Origin of the sequence: Reichenbachiella sp. (genome assembly GCF_039969095.1) — a bacterium.
In the GTDB taxonomy this organism is placed as follows: Bacteria; Bacteroidota; Bacteroidia; order Cytophagales; family Cyclobacteriaceae; genus Reichenbachiella.
In genome coordinates this window covers 202,548-223,345 of record NZ_JBDVOL010000003.1, presented here as the reverse complement: position 1 = coordinate 223,345, position 20,798 = coordinate 202,548, and the positions used below count along the sequence as shown (strand labels likewise).

Below are 20,798 nucleotides of genomic sequence, written 5' to 3'. Positions count from 1 at the left end.
ATACATTCTTTTATAAGTCAGCGACGACCTACTCTACGAGTAGGACTCCGCGTCCCGGTCGCCGCCAGTTTTTATTTATCTGCTGGAGCTTTAGCGAAGGCAGGTCAAAAGGGTTATTGAGAAATCAGTAACCCTTTTTTTGAAGACGCTTACTTAGGTAAGCACTTTTTCTTTTTCACTTTGTAACTCAAAATCTTCCATGTTGATGAAATGAACTTTTTCCATCATGGAGACTTCGATAGAATAGAAATCAAACTCTTCTACCACTTTACCGACAATTTTATAAACTCCCCTGCCTCTTATGGGATACTTGCGTACACTTGGAGGAAAGTGAACGGTATCAATAAAATCGCCCGCCTGATCAATAAACGTCCCAAAGTACATGCTGGAACCATTAGTGGTAGAGGTGTTTTTAATAGCTGTCATATAGCCAAGCATTGTCACCTGTTTGCCTTTTTTGCTGAAAATACTTTGGGCTAAAGTGATATTATCAATGGGCAAATTTCGAACTAATTTAAAAGGGTTTTGTAATGGGAAGCCCAGAATTTCCATTTCATCAAAGCCATCTTCTCTTGGATCATGATATAAGGGCGGAAGCTCATATTTCTTCTGTCTGGTTTCAAATAGAGAGGGTTGACTGTGTCTATTAGTCTTTGATAGTAGAAGGTGAGCTTGCCATAGTAGTTTTTTTTTATTGGGATTAATGCTTCTAAAAACTCCTATTCGAATCAAAATTTTAAGTTGATCTAAGGATATATCGACCACATGGATCAAGTGTTCTAGATTATGGAAGGAGCCAACGAAGTTTCTTTTATCCAGTAGCTTGTCTATGGTCTGACGATCTAATTCATTGATAATATCAAAGCCTAAATAGATGATTGTTCCTTTGATTATAGTTTGTTTTTGAGAAGTATTGATACAGGGTGCTTCTATGGTCGCTCCGTGCATTCGCGCTTCATGGATGTAAAGATCTATTCGGTAGAAGCCTCCCCCATTGTTGATGACGCTTACCAGATATTCTAAAGGGTAATGTGCTTTTAGATATAGGCATTGATAACTTTCGATGGCATAGGATGCTGAATGACCTTTAGCGAAAGCATAGCCTGCAAAACTCATGATCTGAAACCAGACATCATGGGTGAGTTTATCGTCATGTCCCATTTCCTTACAGCGTTTGAAAAATTGAATTTCCACTTCTTTGAACTCAGCTCGAGAGCGATATTTTCCGGACATGCCTCGGCGCAACCGGTCGGCTTCACCTAAGGTGAGCCCCGCAAAGTAATGCGCTACTTTAATGACATCTTCCTGATACACCATTACACCGTAGGTCTCGGGCATTAAATTCGCTAGTATGTGATGCGCGTCTTTTCTCCTTTCTGGAATTCTAAAACGAAGAATATATTCACGCATCATACCTGACTTGGCCACACCTGGGCGGATCACCGAGCTAGCAGCAACAAGACCTAAATAATGGTCTGCACGAAGTTTTTTGAGGAGCATACGCATGGCAGGAGACTCTACATAAAAACAACCTATAGCCCTTCCGTTTCGCAATAGGTCTTTTACTTTCTCATCTTCAAAAAAACGTTTGATATCGTGAATGTCTATATCAGCGTGATCGGGATTATTTTCTTTGATGATAGCTAATGAATCTTTGATTTTACCTAACCCACGTTGACTTAGAATGTCGAACTTAAATAGACCAGCATCTTCAGCTTCTACCATATCAAAATGAGTGATGGGAAATCCTTTTGGAGGTAGACTTGTGGCTGTGTAGTGATAAATAGGTCTTTCAGAAATAATGATACCACTGGCATGTACACTCAAATGACTGGGGATTCCATTTAGCCGAAAGGCGTATTGCAGGACTAGGCGAGCAAGCCCGTCTTCTTTTTTCAAAGCTCCTTTGATATCTTCTTCCCTGATAGTGCTCAATGCACTGATCTCATGCGGCGGTAGTCCACAGACTTTTCCCAGTTCGCGAACTGCAGCTTTAAACTTGAAGGTGCTATAAGTAGCTAGTAAGCAGGTATGATCGCGACCAAATGTGTCGAAAATATATCTTGTAATATCTTCACGGTCTCTCCATGAAAAATCAATGTCAAAATCAGGAGGGTTTTTACGATAGAGATTGATGAATCGTTCGAAGTATAAGTCTAATTCGATAGGGTCTACATCAGTAATTCTGAGCAAATAAGCCACAATACTATTGGCACCACTGCCTCTGCCCACATAGAAGTACTTTTGACTAAGTGCGTAATTGATAATGTCCCAATTGACCAGAAAGTAAGAGACAAATCCCTTCTGTTGGATAATGTTTAATTCTAGAGCTAGCCTTCTGTAAATCTTAAATCTAGGTTTTTTGTATCGATAAGGAATCCCTCCAAGGCATTTTGACCGAATGAGCTGGTAGTCCTTTTCAGTCGACCCAGTATAGGTATTGATGTTTTTGTGAGGAAATTGATCGCCAAATTCGAAATGAATTTCGCAAGTATTAATAATGTGCTCCGTGTTATTAATCAGTAGTGAAAGGTCTTTGTAGATTGATACTATTTCATTTCTAGAAAGCATTAAATCTGTCGGACTACCCTCCTCACTCTTGGGTAATTTGCTCAGAAGGGTGTTGTTGTCGATAGCCCGAAGGAGTCTATGAATATTGAAATCTTGTTTGTGACGAAAGGATACGGTGGGAAGAGCGAGTAATTTATGCTGGTGATTTTTCCATTTGGAGAAAGCCACTTTTAATACCTCGCTCGGGTCAATGCCTATATATTCATTTTCCTGTAGAGGAAGGCTCAATGATGCAGTGAATGGATAAATGATGTAGACATTTTCAAACTGAGGTGCTCGGTCTGGAATTTCTAGTTTCTCATGAAGGTGTTTGGATAAAAAGATATTGATTTCCTGAAAACCTTCATTGTTTTTAGCAATAGCTACAAATTGCTGTTTGGTGCCATTTCTGAAATCTATCCCTACGATGGGGCGAATACTATGCTTGGGTGCATCTCTGATAAAACGCATGCAACCCGCCGTGCTATTAATGTCTGTAAGCGCAAAAGTATCAACATCTCTTTTTTGTGCTTCCTCAAGGAGTGTGCTGGTGGACATGACGCCATACTTAAAACTGAAGTAGGAGTGTGTGTTGAGATACATGTTGTTAATATTTATCGAATGCCTATACTTCGAGTGCCTCAGTATGACATTCAACTCTTTTAATTTCTTCTGTTAGCGAGTAATGGAGGTGGTTCGCCAGTGAAGGGATTGAACCTACTAATGGTTCGTGCTTCAATGCCTGAAGCTCGCATCACTTTGCGATCGCCATGCTTGTCTCTAATCTTGTCCATCGCCTGATACAAGCGAATGGTTTCTTCCGTGTCTTCAAAAAGATTGATCTGATAATGGCCTTCTGCCAGATGACTGTAGCGTACACCAATGAGTCGTACTAAAAGACGTTTGTTGTACAGTCGATCAAACATCTCCATGATCTTGGGAATCAGTATATGATCAGCCGCTGTATGTGAAACCTTATTTTGAAGGGTATAAGTATTGAAATCAGAGTAGCGAATTTTTACGGTAATGCAGGCCGTTAGCTTTTTGCCTCTCCTTAATTGAAAGGCTAAGTTTTCGGCCATGGCTAACATAATGGCTTTGAGTTTGGTCACGTCTGTGGTGTCTCGGTCGAAAGTACGTTCTGTAGAAATAGATTTTCTTTCTTGATGTGGAATGACGAGTGAATTGTCAATACCTTGGGCTTTTTTCCACATTTTAATACCGTGAAGACCAAAGGCTCTTTCCATTAATTCTACAGGCATTCCTTGGAGCGTGTGTATATATTTAATACCCAATTGACGAAGTGCTTGATAGGTTTTCTCTCCTACCATAGGAATCTTTTTTACTAGCAGTGGAGCAAGAAAGGCTTTTTCCTGGCCAGGCATAATTTGCAATTGATTGTCAGGTTTGACTTCATTAGTAGCTACTTTGGAGACTGTTTTATTTTGAGAAAGCCCGAAAGAAATAGGTAGTCCTGTGTTTTGCACAATCTTTTTTTTGATCTCAGTTGCCCATTGCATGCAGCCAAAAAAATGATCCATACCTGTGAGGTCTATATAAAATTCGTCAATCGAAGATTTCTCAAATAATGGTACATTCTCGCGGATAATTTCTGTAACCTCCTGTGATTTTTTGGTGTAGAGGCCAGAATTGCCTTTGATAATAATGGCCTCAGGGCATAGTTGCCGAGCCATCTTCATAGGCATGGCCGAATGGACGCCAAAAGCACGAGCTTCATAGCTGCATGAAGCCACCACACCACGGTCTGAGGTGCCACCTATGAGCACGGGTTTGCCTATGAGCTTGGGTTCGATCAACCGCTCACAAGAGACAAAGAAGGTGTCCAGATCCATATGTACAATGGACTTTTGGTAGCTCATATCCTTTTGAAGTTTTTAACAAAAATACTAAATAAAATAGTAATAACTAATATAATTAGTAATTTGATATTTTAGATAAGACATTAAAAAAGGAGCTGCTTGTTGATAGTAGCTCCTTTTTTACAAGAGATTAATTTAATGGCTTTTCGGAATTTTACTCATGATTCAATGCATCTACAGGATTGGCTGTAGCTGATTTGAGTGTCTGATAGCTGATGGTGATAGCAGTGACCATTAATACGACTACACCAGAGTAAAAAAACGAAGTCCATCCGATGTCGATACGATAAGGGTAGTTATCGAGCCACTGATCCATGAGATAATAACTGACAGGCCAAATGATGAGTGTGGCAGTTCCTACCAGTATCAAAAACTCTTTGGAGAGCAATTGGATGATGCTAAGAATCGAGCTTCCAAGTACCTTTCTAATGGCAATTTCACGAGCACGCTGAATAGCGGTAAACGAGGATAGACCGAACAAACCAAGGCACCCTACAATTATGGCAAGAATGGAGAAGCTGGCAAACAAGTCTTTGAACTGGCGCTCTGATTCGTAGTAACTATTGAAATACTCATCTAAGAAAAAATAATGGAATGGATTGCCGGGAAAACTTTTGTACCATTGTTCTTCTATAGAAGAAATGGCCTGAGCGGATTGATCCATATTGACTTTGATCATGAAATATTCGGAGCCAGTGCCGCTTAGATAGATCAAAGTCTTGGGTTTCTCTTCTTTTAGACTTTCCTGGTGGTAGTCGGACATTACTCCCACGACTGAAGGGCTCCATCTGAATCTTTCTATCTCTATTCTTTTGCCGATGGCATCTTCTGGTTTTTCGAAACCCAAAGCTCGAGAGGCATTTTCTGTAAGGATTACTAGGCTGTCCAGGTCATCTCGTAGCTCTTCAGAAAATGCTCTACCCGCAATGATTTCCATATTCATCGACTCTGCAAAATCGAAATCAATGCCCGCAATGCTTAAGGGTACAGCTTCGTCTTGGCTTTGAAGATTGGTGCGTATGGGAGTTTTGAAACGTAATTTTTTGCCTGGCAATAAGGTGGAGCCAGCTACTGATATAATTTCCGATCTTTGTTTAAGTCCCGCTTTGAAGGACTTTACTCTGTTTGATCTCACTTCGCGAGAAGTATCCTGTTTGGGTGGGCGCTCCACTACGATAGTTTGCCTCATGTCAAAACCAAGATCTCTGGATTGCATATATTCCATTTGATCGAATACGGTGACAGTTCCTACAATTAGCGCGACTGACATAGCAAATTGAAAAATCACCAATGCCTTTCTTAGTGCAATACCACCTGAAGAAGTTCGTAATTTTCCATGCAAGACTTGCACGGGCTTGAAGGATGACAAGACGAAGGCAGGATAAATACCTGACAAAAGTGATCCAATCAAAATTACACCAACAACCATCGTCCAAAACCAGGATTGTGTCCAGATGACATAACCCAGCGGTGTGCCACTAAGGTTATGAAAAAGATTGCCAGTAATGAAAATGAAAGTAAATGCTACCATCATGGCTAGGCTGTTGATGACCAATGATTCGACTAAAAACTGAGCAATCAGGGACGACCTATGTGAGCCCATCACTTTACGAAGCCCTACTTCTCGACCTCTATCAAATGAGCGAGCAGTACTAAGGTTGATGTAATTCACCCAAGCGATAATTAAAATAAAAAAGGCAATAATGGAGATGTAAAATACACCATCTCCATTTCCATTTACTTCTGCTTCGTCTGTCAAGCTTGAGTATAGATGAATGTCTTTGAGTGGTTGTAATGACAATACATCTTTCATGTTTTTCTCCTGATTTTCAGGCTTGTACTTGTCAACTAAAGTTGAGAATTGGGATTCGAGTTTTTTCGGATTTGCATTGGGTTTTAGTTGTACATACGTGTAAAAATCCTTTCTATTCCATCCATTTCCATACCTTCTTTTAGCCCAGCCATTTCCACTGGTATCTCTTGTAAATAAGGTGTTGAACGAAATGAGTACATCAAATTTGAGATGGGTATTTTCTGGAACATCTTCAAATACACCAGTTACTGTACATAGCTCATTATTGAAGTCATCGTCTTCCAACCGAAGTAATTTTCCCATTGGGCTTTCATTGCCGAAGTACTTTTTAGCCATCGATTCTGAAATGACGATCGAGTGTGGTTCTTCCAGTGCTGTGGCTGCATCGCCCTGTTTCATTGGTACGGAGAACATCGGTAAGAAAGCCGCTTCTGCATATAGAAATCTTTTGTGTTTTAGTACCTGGGGATTGGCTTCGCCATTTTCTGAAGTAATGACCACGTTGTTTTTGGAGCCCATGTTATAGAGCTTGGCCGAGCTGATGACCTCTGGAAAATCTTCTAGAAGTGCTGGGCCTGCGCCAGGATAATTTTCTGAGCTTTTATATATAAGCTCGCCGTTTTGATAAACATCGAGCTGAACTCGATAGATATTTTCCTTATCTGTAATGTGATTTTCATAGCTCTTTTCAAAAGCTACATAATGATTGATCATCAAGAAGGCAGCTAGGCCAATAGCTAAACCAAATATGTTGATGAAGGAATAGAGTTTGTTTTTGAGTAGGCTGCGAAGAGCCACGTTGAAGTAGTTTTTGAGCATTGGTTTGAGCTTTTGGTTAGTATGGAGATGCCGTCACCAGTTGAAAAGTTTCAGATGTTGGTGATTTTTAAGGTTTAGATCAAATCGAATTGATTCTGATTTACTCAAAAATGAACCAGAACTACTGTAAGTACTTTTGTGCAAGTATTTCTTTGTAGGCTCTACCTATGGGAATGATTTTATTTTCTTGTAGAAATATTTGATTCCCCACCAATTTTTCAATTTTGGAAGTATTGACGAGATAAGACTTATGTACTCGGATAAACTTTTCTTTTTCCAGCTTTTCTTCCCAGTTCTTCAGTGTTTCTGAGGATAGGTGCTTTTTAGCAGACAGATGGATTTCGGTATAATCTGCATCAGACTTTATATAATAGATATCTGACAGGTTAATACGGATATGTTCATATCCTGATTTGATGAATATTTCTTGGTTTTGTTCTTCCGTATTTGGTGCTGTTGCTACTTGTCTCAGTGAAGCTACCTTGGATACAGCCTTCACGAATCGTTCAAACGAAAACGGTTTTAATAAGTAATCAGCCACATTGAGTTCATAGCTTTCTAAGGCATATTCAGAAAATGCAGTAGTCAGTATGACATGTGGAGCGTTCGGTAGTGTTTTCAAAAAGTCAATACCAGATATTTTAGGCAAATGGATATCCAAAAATATGACGTCAATAGGTTGAGTATTTATAGTATCTATGGCCTGTAGTGCATCAGAATAGCTAGCAATTAGATTCAACGTACCAATATCTTCAATATACCTTTTGAGTATACGCTGAGCGGGAAGCTGATCTTCTATGATAATACAGTTCATGGTTTTTTATTTTTCCAAGTCCATTCTTAATTGTACTTGATACTCATTCTCAGATTTTGATATTTTCAGTGTATGAGAATCTGGGTAAAGCAGCTGTAGTCTTTTCTTTACATTTTCTAGCCCAATTCCGCTATTGATATCCTGCGTATTGGTTTGTTCCATGTAAGAGTTGATGCAGGTGAATTGCATTTCGCCTTCTTCTGTGACTTCAAGATTGATAGAAATTTCTATGTCCTCTGTTTGACTGGATGAACTATGTTTAAAAGCATTTTCTATAAATACTATCAAAATCAATGGTGCAATTCGAGGGTCTCTCGTGAGTTTTGGATTATTGAATTTTACTATTCCCCTGCCTTCTATTTGTAGGTTATTTAGATTAATGAAATTACTCAGGTGTTCCACTTCTTTAGAAAGTGATACGAATTTTGCTTGACAGTCGTAGAGCATATACCTCATCACTGCGGATAGCTCCAATATGATTGTAGGAGTTTGTGGTGAGTTTTCTATCGCATGAGCATAGAGGTTGTTTAGGTTGTTGAATAGAAAGTGAGGGTTGATCTGTGATTTTAAAAATTGCAATTCACTTTCTTTTACTGTGTCCTTGAGTTCTTCTACTTCTTTTTGTTTGCCTAATGCATCCCATGCAAATTTAAATCCCGATAGTATTGCAATTATAGGAAGCATATTTAGCAAGTTGCCCAGAGCAATGAATCGTTGTCCGCGGGTATCAGGAAAATATAATTTTTCAAGTACAATTTCTTCCATAAACACCAGAGCTACTACAATGAATAAAAAATATATGATAAACTGCAGGTACTTTTTCGTGTAAATGAAAGAAGGAAGTAGCCAGTAATTGATGATTAGGGCACCTAGCGCATAATTGAGAAAGAACACGTATTCATATTCCTCGAATTGAGGGTTGTTTCGACTGTAGCCATAAAACACAAACACTACAGCGTTCAAAACCAATTGAAATATAGCTTCTCGAATACTTATAAATGGCTTTTTTCGGGACATCATTCTTCAAATATATGGTTTAGAAAAGGTATTTGATAATGATTTATGGTCAACGACATAAATGTGCGGTTGATCAACATTTTTGATTGAATTTTTGATCTTATTGTCGTTGATCAGTAAAGTTTTACCGTTCACAGAATAATTCCTTCCTTGTTTCTTTCTTACCGTTTCTTTGCAGCAGATTCAAAATCATAACAATGGCCAAAAAAATATTTTTCTTCTTATTCTTTCAGATTTACCAATTGGGTTTTATAAATCTGTATGCTCAACCTAGCGGTAGACCAGGAGGATCGGGAGAAAGTAACCCTTTCAAAATCACTGGTCAACTTATGGATAAAGAAAGCGGATCTCCCCTAGAATATGCTTCTGCTAGCTTATTCTCCGTTCAAGATAGCTCGTTGGTCGATGGCGCAATTACTAATGAGGGTGGCGTATTTACCATTACACCCAGACCTGGCAAATATTATCTCAGACTGCAATTCATTTCTTATAAGCAAAAGTTCGTGAATAACTTAGTGCTCAATCGTGAAAACAAAGTGATTGATTTGGGTACAATCAACATGTTGCCAGATTCAGAAACGCTCGATGAAGTGGTAGTTGCTGCGAAGAGGGATCAGATGCAGTTGGAATTGGACAAACGAGTTTTTAACGTAAGTGAAAATTTAAGTAATGTCGGAGCCAATGCCTCTGAGATTATGGATAACCTTCCTTCTGTATCAGTGGACGTAGAAGGAAATATAAGTTTAAGAGGAAGTGGTAATGTCAGGATTTTGGTGAATGGCAAGCCTTCAGGCTTGGTGGGTATTAGCGATGCAAATGGCCTTCGCCAACTGCAAGGCAATCTGATTGAACGCATTGAGGTCATTACAAACCCATCGGCTAGATACGACGCAGAAGGCAGCGCTGGTATTATCAACATCATTCTGAAAAAGGAGCGTGAAAAAGGGTTCAATGGTTCTTTTACGACCAATCTAGGTTATCCAGCCAACTATGGTTTTTCGGGTAGCGTCAACTATCGAGCAGGCAATTTCAATGTATTCGGAAGTTATGGGATCAACTATAGAGAAAACCCTGGAGGAGGATATTCTAGACGTATTGGATTCGGAACAGATACCCTCATTACGCATATTGATAATGAAAGAGTCAGAAGTGATGTCTCCCACACTTACCGATTAGGAACGGATTATTATATCAATGAAAACAATATTCTGACAGCTTCTGGTTTAGTAAAAATTGCCAATGAAGAAAATACCACAGACATCACTTATTATGATTGGGATGTTAATGATGCGTTGCTTTCGAATACGTTCAGGAAAGATTTTGAAAAGGAAGATGACGATAACTATGAATATCAGTTGAGTTACCGAAGAATTATGGAAGGTGAAGGACATGAATTGACCGCGGACTTTCAGTATCGTAGCAATGATGAAACCGAACGATCCTCCATAGATTCAGCCAATCTACTGACTGATTCCGATCAGTTGATGTATCAGCGCTCGATCAATGTGCAGGGTGATAAGAATATTATGATGCAGTTGGATTATGTAAATCCATTTGCTGACGGCAAAAAAATTGAAGTCGGTTACCGAGGAACCATTAGGAAAATTTCTAGTGATTATTTAGTTGAACAAATCGACGATCAAGGCAACTGGTATCCTTATGAAAATTTTTCTAACCGGTTCGAATACGACGAAAATGTGCACGCAGCCTATGGTATCTTTGAAAACAAAATGGACAAATGGGGATATCAGCTAGGTATTCGTTTGGAACAAACATTTATCAGTACTTATCAGCGAGAGACTGATATATCAAGTGACAAAAATTACTTGAATGCCTTTCCAAGTGCCTTTGTTTCTTACAAATTTGATAAAATGAGGTCTATACAGGCGAGCTATAGTCGGCGTATTTCAAGACCCAGATTTTGGTATTTGAATCCCTTTTCATCTTTTAGTGATCCCAGAAATATTCGGACTGGAAATACAGATTTGGATCCGGAATATGCGGATTCTTATGAGCTAGGGACATTGTATAATTTAGAAACGGCCTCTATATATGTAGGCGGATATTACCGCTACACCACTGGAGTGATCGATAGAATCGAAACTTCAGAAGATGGCTACAGCACGGTATCTACTCCATACAACATTGGTACTGCAAATGCTTATGGTATAGAAACTAATTTTAGTGTAGATCCTTTGGACTGGCTAAACATTAATGGAAATGCCAACTTTTATAGAGCGATTACGAAAGGCGAGTACAAGGATATTGAACTCAAAAGAGACACCTACACGGCAAGATTCAGGTTAAACAACAAAGTGAAAATCGGTAAAGTGAATATTCAATTGAGTGGCTGGTATCGTGCACCCGAAAAAACCACCCAAGGCAAAAGAAAATCTATGTATGCGATGGATTTGGGAAGTAATGTGGATGTCATGAAGGGTAATGGAACTTTGACATTTTTCATGAAAGATGTCTTTAATTCCAGAAGGTATAGAGGGTCTACATTCTCTACCAATTTTATTGAAGAAAGTGAATTCCAATGGAGATCCAGACAAGTGGGCATGTCATTTACTTATCGAATCAACCAAAAGAAATCTCGATCCAGAGGAGAGCGAGGTGAAGGTGAAGGCATGGATGGCGGAGACTTTTGATTTGTATACTTTTACGCCAAAGTTGAACGCAATATGGAGCACATCTTTAGCGCCTTTCATACAAATATTCAAGTAAAATCTATTGAACCCTTTGGTGCAGGACTAATCAATGATACCTATCGAGTAGTCAATAATGATCCACTAGGTCAAGATTTTCTCCTTCAGCGCATCAATCATGAAGTATTCAAGGATGCTAAAGGCTTGATGCACAATATGGAGCTGGTGACCCGTCATTTGAGTCATAAAATATCAACTTCATCTAAGCTTCAAGGCTCATGTGAGACACTGAGAATTAGCCCAACAAAAAATGGTTCTAGTTATTATGAAGACATTGATGGAAATTTCTGGAGAGCTGTTGAATTCTTAAAAGGCTACAAATCCTATGACTATGTAGAAACACCAGAGCAGGCTTATCAAGGAGCTCAAGCTTTTGGGCAGTTTATGCTTTTGTTGAATGATTTTCCGGTTCACGAGCTCAAAGAAACAATTCCTGGTTTTCACGATATCATCAAACGATTAGTCACTTTCAAGGAGGTTGTAGCTTCAACAAAAAAAACGGATCGTGTGAAGGAGTGCAAAAAGGAAATTCAATTTGTACTCGATCAGGCTGATCAAATGTGTGAGATCGAAAAACTCAGAAAATCTGGAAAAATTAAAGATCGTGTCACTCACAATGACACCAAATTCAACAACGTGCTCTTAAAAGAAGATTTTTCTAGCCATTGTGTGATAGACTTGGATACTGTCATGCCTGGGATTGTGCATTATGATTTTGGAGATGGCGTACGCACTTGCTCGAGTACAGCAAAAGAAGATGAAAAGGATCTGAATCTGGTCGATGTAGACATGGAAAAACTCAAAGGCTTTGCTCAAGGTTTCATTGAAACATCCAAAGCAGTGCTTGATCCACTGGAAATTGAATATTTGGCCTTGTCAGCCCCGCTATTAGCCTATATTATGGGCGTTAGATTTCTGACTGATTATCTAGCTGGAGATGTCTATTACAAAATCAAACATGAATCGCACAACCTTGAGCGTGCAAGAAATCAACTCAGATTTACCAAAACAATGACGGACAGATTATCAGATATATCTGTCATTATCAAATTCGTTTAATAATCATCATTCATACCAAATATTGGCTTACGCTTGATCCATTTGCCCTTGGTGAAATCTGGAAATTGCATGGGAGCACTTCCTTTGGCAATCGATTCTTCGGATAGGCAAGTCACAGCTGACCAGGTTGCACAATCATAAACATCTAATGGCATGGGGGCCTCTCTTTTTAATGACTCTATGAAGGCATTAATAACGAAAAAATCCATACCGCCATGTCCGGCCCCTGCCGCTTGTGATTCGTACTTTCTCCAAAGCTTGTGATCATATTCTTTCATGTATTTCTCGTCGCTTTCCCATTGATGCGCAGGACTCACACCTTCGATGTGCAATGAATTATTGAGATCCATCCAGATGCCTTTGGTGCCTTGTACTCTAAAGCCTAAAGAATAGGGCCTTGGTAGGTTGGTGTCATGATTGAGTGTGATGGTTTCTCCGTTTACTGTTTTGATCACGGTGGTTACGATGTCTCCTAGTTTGAATTCCACATCTGCATTGAGGTGATCTTCTCCACCTTTTGGATGATTTATGATATAGTCATGGAGTCCTCGCGACTTAGAAGAAGTACTAGTCAAATATGAATATCTATTGCCTCGATTGATGTCCGTCATCATGTGGATGGGGCCCAATCCATGCGTCGGATAGAGCTCTCCATTTCTATTGACCGAATGTTGGGTTCTCCATTGTGCCTCACTCATGCCTTTTTCACCGAATTCTACTCCGCCACCATATAGTTGTTTTCCGTCATTAAATTTGACTGCTCTTAGGTCATGCTGATAACCACCTTCTAAATGAATCATTTCGCCAAACATGCCTTTTTTCACCATATTGAAAATGGCCATCACATCTCGCCTGTAAATGACATTTTCAAGTATCATGAAAGGAGTGCCTGTTTTTTCTTGAGTTTCCACCAGATCCCAGCATTCTTGAATATCTGCTGCACCAGCTACTTCTAGCCCAACAGCTATGCCAGCATTCATGGCATCTACAGCCATAGGAGTGTGCCAGAGCCATGGCGTAGAAATAATTACAGCATCTACATTTTTAAGTTTGAGTAATTCACGATAGGCGTAATCTCCTTTGCTAAATAAGGAGGGTGTTTTTCCTCCTGCTTTTACAACCATATCGGAGGCTCTGTTGAGCACGGATTCATCGATGTCGCATAGTGCGACAACCTCTACATCCTTTCTTTCTAGTACTAATTGTACGTGATTTGTCCCTCTGGCCCCAACGCCAATAAAAGCCATTTTGATTTTGTCCTTTTTTTCAGCGAATAGGTCTACTGGATTAAGAAGTGAAAATGACAGTCCGGCTAGTGCAGACTTTTTGATGAATTCTCTTCTTTTATTTTCTGATTGGGACATGAGATTTGTTGTTTAATGTGAAATACTAATCTAAGAAATTAGATATAAAACTCTGAAGTGTGTTTGATCTCTTTCAACACAAAGGTGGTATTGAGCACGCCAATATTTTCAATCTTGGATAACTTGTATCTCACAAACTCATGATAGTCCTCAAGGCTTTTTACATTGATTTTCAGAATGAAATCAACTTGACCAGCCATGTGATAACACTCTTGTACTTCTTCCAGATCTTGAATCTGTTTTTCAAAATTGTCTATAAAAGCCGCATTATGATATTGCATGGAGACTTGACAAAGGCCTGTGACCGACCTCCCAATCAACTCTTTATCCAGAATGGCTGCGTAGCGTTTGATGTATCCTTCTTTTTCTAATCGGCGTATTCTTTCGTAGACGGGGGAAATAGTGAGATTGAGCTGAGTGGCTATTTCTTTAGCAGTGATCTTGGCATCCTTTTGTAGGGTTCGTAATATGGTCTTGTCTATTTCATCCATGACTCCGTAATTTTTGCTTTTGACTGTTAGACAAATATACTTCAGAAGTAATATTAGCTGATATATAGCAATATGTCAGCTAATATTATGGAGTATATTATAAATAGTAATAATATATACTAAAATTGTATCAAATATGAGTGTTGAACATTAACCCAAAACATTAACAATCATGGCACGTTCCTTAATCATTGGTGCAGGCGGGCAACTAGGCACTGTACTTACACAAGCGCTACGAGACATTCATGGCAATGATCAGGTGGTTCGATCTGATATGCGAGAATTGGACAATATCACCGGCCCTTTTGAAGTGATAGATGCAACCGATGCGGATCGTATTGCTGAAGTTGTGAAAAAATATGAGATTGAGGAAATCTATCACCTTGCCGCTATTCTATCCGCCAATGGAGAGAAAAACCCGTTAGGGACTTGGGACATCAATATGAAGACCTTATTTAATGTGCTGGAAGTTTCAAGGATGAACGGCGTCAAAAAGATTTTTTATCCAAGCTCTATTGCTGTATTTGGGAGTGAAGTCAATCAACAAAATACGCCTCAGTCATCATTTCTCAATCCTTCTACAGTGTATGGTATCAGCAAAGCTGCTGGAGAGAATTGGGCGCAGTACTACTTCCAAAGATATGGGTTAGACGTAAGGTCTTTAAGATATCCTGGAGTCATAGGTTATCAATCGCTGCCAGGAGGAGGAACTACTGATTATGCAGTGGACATCTATCACAAGGCGATTGAAGGAGCGACCTTTTCTTGCTTTCTTGAGGAGAATACCACGTTACCCATGATTTACATGGAAGACGCTATTCGTGCCACTATAGAGTTGATGCAAGCACCTAAGGAGAATATCAAGACCAGAACCTCTTACAATTTGGCCGGCATGAGCTTTTCTCCAAAGGAAATTGCATCATCCATTCAAAAGATCTATCCTGATTTTGAAATCACTTATGAACCAGATTTTAGACAGCAGATAGCTGCGAGTTGGCCTCAAAGTATAGATGATTCTAGAGCAAAGGGAGATTGGGGATGGAATCCTAAATTTAACCTAGAATCCATGACTGAGGATATGATTAAAAATTTAAAATTGAAATATTCGAAGGCAGAATAAATCCTTCTTTTTAGTTTTACGTAAGGAATAACAAGTCATGCGTAAAGGCACCGCTATCATATTATCACTTTTTTATTTGCTCATTGCAGCAGATGCATCTGTGGCCATCCATAAATGTATGGGCTCTATTGAGTCTATCGATTTCTTGCAGACTGCAGAAGTGTGTTGTTGTGGAGATATGAACATTGACAGCTGTTGCGAAAATGAAACGGTCGATTTACCTCAAGATCAAGAGGAGAAAGTGGTCAGTAATTATTCCTTTTCGTTTGATAATAACACATTCCAATTAATTGAATTCCCTTCTTTACTGGTTCTGGAAAAACACAGTCCAGATCGATTGGTTTTCGGGTTTACTGATGTAGATCCTCCTTCTCATATTCCGGCATACGTCAAGTACTGCTCTTTTACCTTCTACGGTTAATTTTTGATTTTTTTAACGTCATTATCTGGCTTGTCCAGATAATCCGTTCGATTTCAATCTGCTTCAGTTATTCGCAGATCAGTTTACTACAATCAAAAATTAACAACAATGAATACTTATAAAAACTTTTTATATATACTGATTTTGATGGTGTTGCCTGTTTTGGCGCATGCCCAAAAGGCCCAAAAGAAAGAAAAATCTATCGAGACCTGTGAATTCACCGTTCAAGGGGTTTGCGAAATGTGCAAAGAACGAATCGAAGAAGCTGCTTTGATAAAAGGTGTAAAAATGGCTGAGTGGGATAACTCCACAGGCGTATTGAAAGCAGTCTATCGTGAGGACAAGATATCTGAAAAAGAAATTCATGCTGCAATAGCAGCAGTTGGCCATTCTACTGACCAAGTAGATGCCACCGATGAAGCTTATAGCAAACTGCCGGACTGCTGTGCCTATCGTGATGGAATAGACAAACATTAAGTCATGATTCGAAATGTATTTCTTGTGGTGTTGATCTTTGGGTCAGTCACCCATGTATTGGCGCAAGCTGATATACCGTTGGCTCAAGGCACAGTGTATGAACTGGACGAAAAGGGTATACGAGTGCCATTGGTAGGAGCTAATATTTTTTGGCTCGGTACTACAAAAGGAGTTCCTACGGATAGCAAGGGTCGTTTTAGTTTAGCTCGTGTAACTGGTACTTATCAATTGGTGGTCAGCTATATCGGATACAAAAATGATACGCTAAGCGTAAAAGACAATCAAGAGTTATCAGTTCAATTGTTACCTGATGCTACATTAGATGAGGTAGAAGTCGAATACCGACAAAAGACGGTTCAAATAGACTATCTAAACCCTCTCAAGTCAGAACTCATTAGCGAAAAGGAATTGCTAAAGGCCGCTTGTTGTAATTTGAGCGAAAGCTTTGAAACTAATCCAAGCGTGGATGTGTCCTTTACTGATGCGGTGACTGGCACGCGTCAGATTCAAATGTTGGGATTGGCAGGTCCTTATACCCAGATCACCAGAGAGAACATGCCCGATGTCAGAGGCCTGTCAGCTATTTATGGTATGGTTTATATTCCAGGTACTTGGATCGAGAGTATTCAGCTCAACAAGGGTGCTGGCTCCGTAGTCAACGGTTTTGAAAGTGTAGCTGGGCAAATCAATGTAGAATTGAGAAAACCTGAGGATAGCGATAAGTTGTATGCGAATTTGTATGCCAATGAAGGGGGCAGATTTGAAGGCAATATAAACTGGAGTCAGAAAGTTGGAGAGAACTGGTCTACAGCTGTTTTACTGCATTCGAAAGCTAATGCGATAGAGCGTGATAGAAACAAAGATGGGTTTTTAGATAATCCATTGAGTGAGCACTATATAGGCTTAAACAGATGGAAGTATGTAGGTGCCAACGGGCTGATGTTTCAATTCGGGGTGAAAGGAACCTATATAGATAATCTTGGTGGACAAGTCGGTTTTGATCAAGATATAGATCGAGGAACAACTAATTCATGGGGGATGAACTTAGTGACCAAACGATACGAGGTCTGGACTAAAATGGGTAAAGTGTATATTGAGCAGCCTTGGAAATCGGTAGGTCTGCAGTTATCTGGAGTCTATCATGATCAAGATTCTTATTTTGGATTGAATGATTATGATGCCAATCAACAGAGCCTTTATGGTAATTTCATTTACCAAAGCATGATTGGCACTACAGATCATCAATTTAAGACAGGGGTTAGCATTCAGTACGATTTATATGATGAAGTACTCAATGCAGTAGACTTTAGCCGGACAGAAGTGGTGCCAGGCGCATACTTTGAGTACAGCTATTCTTTGTTAGATAAGTTTAATGCGATGGCTGGTATTCGAATAGATCACCACAATTTGTATGGGACTTTTATGACGCCTAGAGTGCATTTGCGATATGCATTGACAGACATGACCGTTCTCAGAGCTTCTGTAGGACGCGGTCAACGAACTGCTAGTATTTTCGCAGAAAACATTGGTGTTTTTGCTTCATCAAGGCAGCTGATCGTTCGAGGAGATAACAGCGATAAGCCGTATGGGTTAGATGCGGAGGTAGCTTGGAATTTCGGTATCAATTTGACGCGAGAGTTCACATTGGATTATCGCGATGGCAGTTTCAGTGTGGAATATTATCGAACCAATTTCGAAAACCAGATTGTTGTCGATTTAGATCAAAATCCGCAAGAAGTTTCTTTTTATAACCTGAATGGTGAATCGTATTCCAACAGTTTTCAGGCACAAGTGGATTATGAAATAGTCAAATTTGTAGACTTACGTATCGGTTACCGTTGGTTTGATGTCAACACCACGTATGGAGATGTTACTTTACAGAAACCACTGGTTTCGGCACATAGGGCTTTTCTTAATGTTGGGTATGAAACCCGATCAGATTGGAAGTTTGATTATACTTTCAATTGGCAAGGGGAAAAGAGAATTCCTTTCACTGGAAGTAACCCTCCTGACTATCAATTGCAGGAAAAATCTCCTGACTTTTATTTGATGAATGTGCAGGTGACTAAAAGTTGGAATGATCGGTTTGAAATTTATGTCGGTGTGGAGAATTTACTCAATTACAAGCAGGAAAATCCAATATTGGCTAATGAAGAGCCTTTTGGCGATTACTTTGATAGTTCGTTAGTTTGGGGCCCTATTTTTGGAAGAAATACCTACGCTGGGTTGCGATACAGAATCAAGTAAGTACAAAGTCATAAAGCATAAAGTTGAAAGTATTTTAACACAAGGCCTTTCAACTTTATGCTTTTAGCTTTTAACTACAAGCTTAAACCCAACACCGTGGTAGTTTTCGATATCTACGTTTTCATCAGATTTGAGATATTTTCGAAGTTTTGAAATGAATACATCGAGACTTCTGCCTTTGAAATAATCATCATCTCCCCAGAGAGCAATCAAAAGTTCTTCGCGTTTAACCAGTGAATCCATACGGTCAGATAAGTATTTTAAGATCTCGGCTTCTCTCCGTGTTAATTTTTGTGGCTGATCGTCAACTGTAAGTGTAAAACTGTTGAGGTCAAACGAACTTTGACCCAATGAACGTACAGTAGTTTCGTTTTTATCTGACGAAACTCCTCTTCGTAGAAACACCTCAATTCTATAGGTTAATTCTTCCATAGAAAATGGTTTAGTCATATAGTCGTCTCCTCCAATTTTAAAACCTTCAAGCTTGTCTTCTTGCATCCCTTTGGCAGTTAAAAAAATGATTGGAATTATTTTACTTCGCTGTCGAATTTTTTCGGCCAATGAAAAACCGTCCATTTTTGGGAGCATCACATCCAATATGCAGAGGTCAAAAGCACTTGAATCAAAGTCTATTAGTCCCACTTCACCATCAGTACTCAGCTGAACTTTATAGCCTTTGTTTTCGAGGTTGTCTTTGATTACAAAACCTAAACTTTCATCATCTTCTACAAGTAAAATGTGTTTGTTCATGATTTAGGGAGGTTTATTGTAAATGTTGTGCCTTCTGGAGAACTTTCTAATGAGATCTGCCCATTATGCGCTTCCACGATCATTTTTACATAATAAAGACCCAGGCCAAAACCCTTGACATCGTGAAGGTTTCCTGTGTGGACTCGATAAAATTTCTTGAAGATCAGTTCTAAGTCTTTCTTTTCTATGCCCTGACCGTTGTCTTTCACAGTAATGGTCACTTTATCCTTTTCTGAAAAAGTTGATATATCCACCTTAGGAATGCTCTCGTTGTATTTTAAAGCATTATCCAGAAGATTATAGATGATATTGGTCAGGTGAACTTTATCAGCAGATATAGTAGCATCTGGAGTTTTAGTTTCAAAATTTATTTGTCCACCATTGGTTAAATTGAGTTGCGCGCTTTGGATAGACTGGTCTATCAATTCGTTTATGTTAAAGGGTTGTTTTGTGAGACTAATGGTGTTTTTTTCTACGGTTGCCATTTGCAGTACACGGTCTACTTGATTTTGTAATCTGGTAGCCTCTTTTTTTATGATCTGCGCATATTGCGACAGCCTTTCTGGTTGGTTAATAATTTCTGGAGATTGTAATACATCTGTAGAGAGGGCAATAGTTGATATTGGAGTCTTAAACTCGTGTGTCATATTGTTGATGAAGTCCTTCTGGATTTCGGATAGTTTCTTTTGCCTAAAAATGGCCATCAGTGTATATCCGAAAAAAACTACGACCACCAAAAGCACCAATGAAGAGAATCCCCAGATCCACATTTCACCAGCCAAAGTAGATGTTTTGTTGGGAAAATATACTCCAAAGTAATAGGCGTCTTTGTTGAGCTTAGGAAATGTGGAGGATGCGGGAGTGGAAATAGTGTTTTCTTTCAAATTGATATATCGACCATATACCATTTCGCGATTGGTGCAGTCGAATACGCCATATTCGAAGTCTTCAGCGATTTCTCGTTTTTGAAATTCACTCTTCAAAATAGTTTCTAAGAGCTCGGGGGCAATTTTGTTATTAAGATTAACAATGAAATAATTGGAGGAGAGCTGTTCTATCGGATCAGGTAATATTTCATTCTGATTGATTTCACATAAGGTACTAGTGACATTGAGCAAAGCCAAATTTACGTTGTGCTCAAACTGCTTATTACTCAAATCAAAGGCTTTATCCATCCAAAAAATTTGAATAAACAAAATGCCGCCGATCGAAATGGCTGCCAAAAACACGACTAATCTGAAAGTTTTTCTATTCATGGAGTAATTGCT

Annotated in this window: 15 protein-coding genes; 6 read left to right on the top strand and 9 right to left on the bottom strand. The window is 39.2% G+C overall.

Annotated elements, in window-relative coordinates:
- Positions 1-153: 153 nt before the first annotated feature.
- The 5 genes from dnaE to ABJH98_RS01045 form a co-directional block, all read right to left on the bottom strand.
- The gene (gene dnaE / locus ABJH98_RS01065; RefSeq protein ID WP_348305767.1) at positions 154-3,153 is read right to left on the bottom strand and encodes a DNA polymerase III subunit alpha; all 3,000 of its coding nucleotides are present in this window, start codon (positions 3,151-3,153) and stop codon (positions 154-156) included.
- A 59-nt stretch (positions 3,154-3,212) separates the two neighbouring features.
- Positions 3,213-4,430, bottom strand: a complete 1,218-nt coding sequence (gene dinB / locus ABJH98_RS01060) for a DNA polymerase IV (RefSeq protein WP_348305766.1) — start codon at positions 4,428-4,430, stop codon at positions 3,213-3,215.
- Positions 4,431-4,584: 154 nt separating this feature from the next.
- On the bottom strand, positions 4,585-7,062 hold the full coding sequence (locus tag ABJH98_RS01055) for an ABC transporter permease (protein WP_348305765.1): 2,478 nt from the start codon (positions 7,060-7,062) through the stop codon (positions 4,585-4,587).
- Between the two features lie 121 nt (positions 7,063-7,183).
- Positions 7,184-7,876 (bottom strand): LytTR family DNA-binding domain-containing protein, encoded by a 693-nt coding sequence (locus ABJH98_RS01050; RefSeq protein ID WP_348305764.1) that lies wholly within the window; start codon positions 7,874-7,876, stop codon positions 7,184-7,186.
- 6 nt (positions 7,877-7,882) lie between these two features.
- A complete protein-coding gene (locus ABJH98_RS01045; RefSeq protein ID WP_348305763.1) occupies positions 7,883-8,896 on the bottom strand; it encodes a histidine kinase in 1,014 nt (337 codons plus the stop codon).
- A gap of 194 nt (positions 8,897-9,090) precedes the next feature.
- On the opposite strand from ABJH98_RS01045, the gene ABJH98_RS01040 reads away from it, so the two are divergent.
- On the top strand, positions 9,091-11,544 hold the full coding sequence (locus ABJH98_RS01040) for a TonB-dependent receptor (RefSeq protein WP_348305762.1): 2,454 nt from the start codon (positions 9,091-9,093) through the stop codon (positions 11,542-11,544).
- 33 nt (positions 11,545-11,577) lie between these two features.
- Entirely contained in the window at positions 11,578-12,660 is a 1,083-nt protein-coding gene (locus ABJH98_RS01035; protein ID WP_348305761.1) for an aminoglycoside phosphotransferase family protein, read from the top strand.
- On the opposite strand, the gene ABJH98_RS01030 is transcribed toward ABJH98_RS01035, so the two are convergent.
- Complete coding sequence (locus ABJH98_RS01030; protein ID WP_348305760.1) at positions 12,657-14,024, bottom strand: Gfo/Idh/MocA family oxidoreductase; 1,368 nt, start codon at positions 14,022-14,024, stop codon at positions 12,657-12,659. The two genes, ABJH98_RS01035 and ABJH98_RS01030, sit on opposite strands and share 4 nt — an antisense overlap.
- 38 nt (positions 14,025-14,062) lie before the next feature.
- Positions 14,063-14,515, bottom strand: a complete 453-nt coding sequence (locus ABJH98_RS01025; RefSeq protein WP_348305759.1) for an Lrp/AsnC family transcriptional regulator — start codon at positions 14,513-14,515, stop codon at positions 14,063-14,065.
- 172 nt (positions 14,516-14,687) lie between these two features.
- Here ABJH98_RS01025 and ABJH98_RS01020 point away from each other — a divergent pair, with 172 nt between their 5' ends.
- The 4 genes from ABJH98_RS01020 (at position 14,688) to ABJH98_RS01005 (ending at position 18,780) form a co-directional block, all read left to right on the top strand.
- Positions 14,688-15,635 (top strand): NAD-dependent epimerase/dehydratase family protein, encoded by a 948-nt coding sequence (locus tag ABJH98_RS01020; protein ID WP_348305758.1) that lies wholly within the window; start codon positions 14,688-14,690, stop codon positions 15,633-15,635.
- Positions 15,636-15,672: 37 nt separating this feature from the next.
- Entirely contained in the window at positions 15,673-16,056 is a 384-nt protein-coding gene (locus ABJH98_RS01015; RefSeq protein WP_348305757.1) for a hypothetical protein, read from the top strand.
- A gap of 108 nt (positions 16,057-16,164) precedes the next feature.
- Positions 16,165-16,533, top strand: coding sequence for a cation-transporting ATPase (locus ABJH98_RS01010; RefSeq protein ID WP_348305756.1), 369 nt, complete (start codon positions 16,165-16,167; stop codon positions 16,531-16,533).
- Between the two features lie 3 nt (positions 16,534-16,536).
- A complete protein-coding gene (locus ABJH98_RS01005) occupies positions 16,537-18,780 on the top strand; it encodes a TonB-dependent receptor (protein WP_348305755.1) in 2,244 nt (747 codons plus the stop codon).
- A gap of 63 nt (positions 18,781-18,843) precedes the next feature.
- Here ABJH98_RS01005 and ABJH98_RS01000 read toward each other — a convergent pair whose 3' ends face one another.
- Both ABJH98_RS01000 and ABJH98_RS00995 read right to left on the bottom strand, forming a co-directional pair.
- Positions 18,844-19,530, bottom strand: a complete 687-nt coding sequence (locus ABJH98_RS01000; RefSeq protein WP_348305754.1) for a response regulator transcription factor — start codon at positions 19,528-19,530, stop codon at positions 18,844-18,846.
- A complete protein-coding gene (locus ABJH98_RS00995) occupies positions 19,527-20,786 on the bottom strand; it encodes a HAMP domain-containing sensor histidine kinase (protein ID WP_348305753.1) in 1,260 nt (419 codons plus the stop codon). The genes ABJH98_RS01000 and ABJH98_RS00995 overlap by 4 nt, the downstream gene beginning before the upstream one ends.
- Positions 20,787-20,798: the final 12 nt, after the last annotated feature.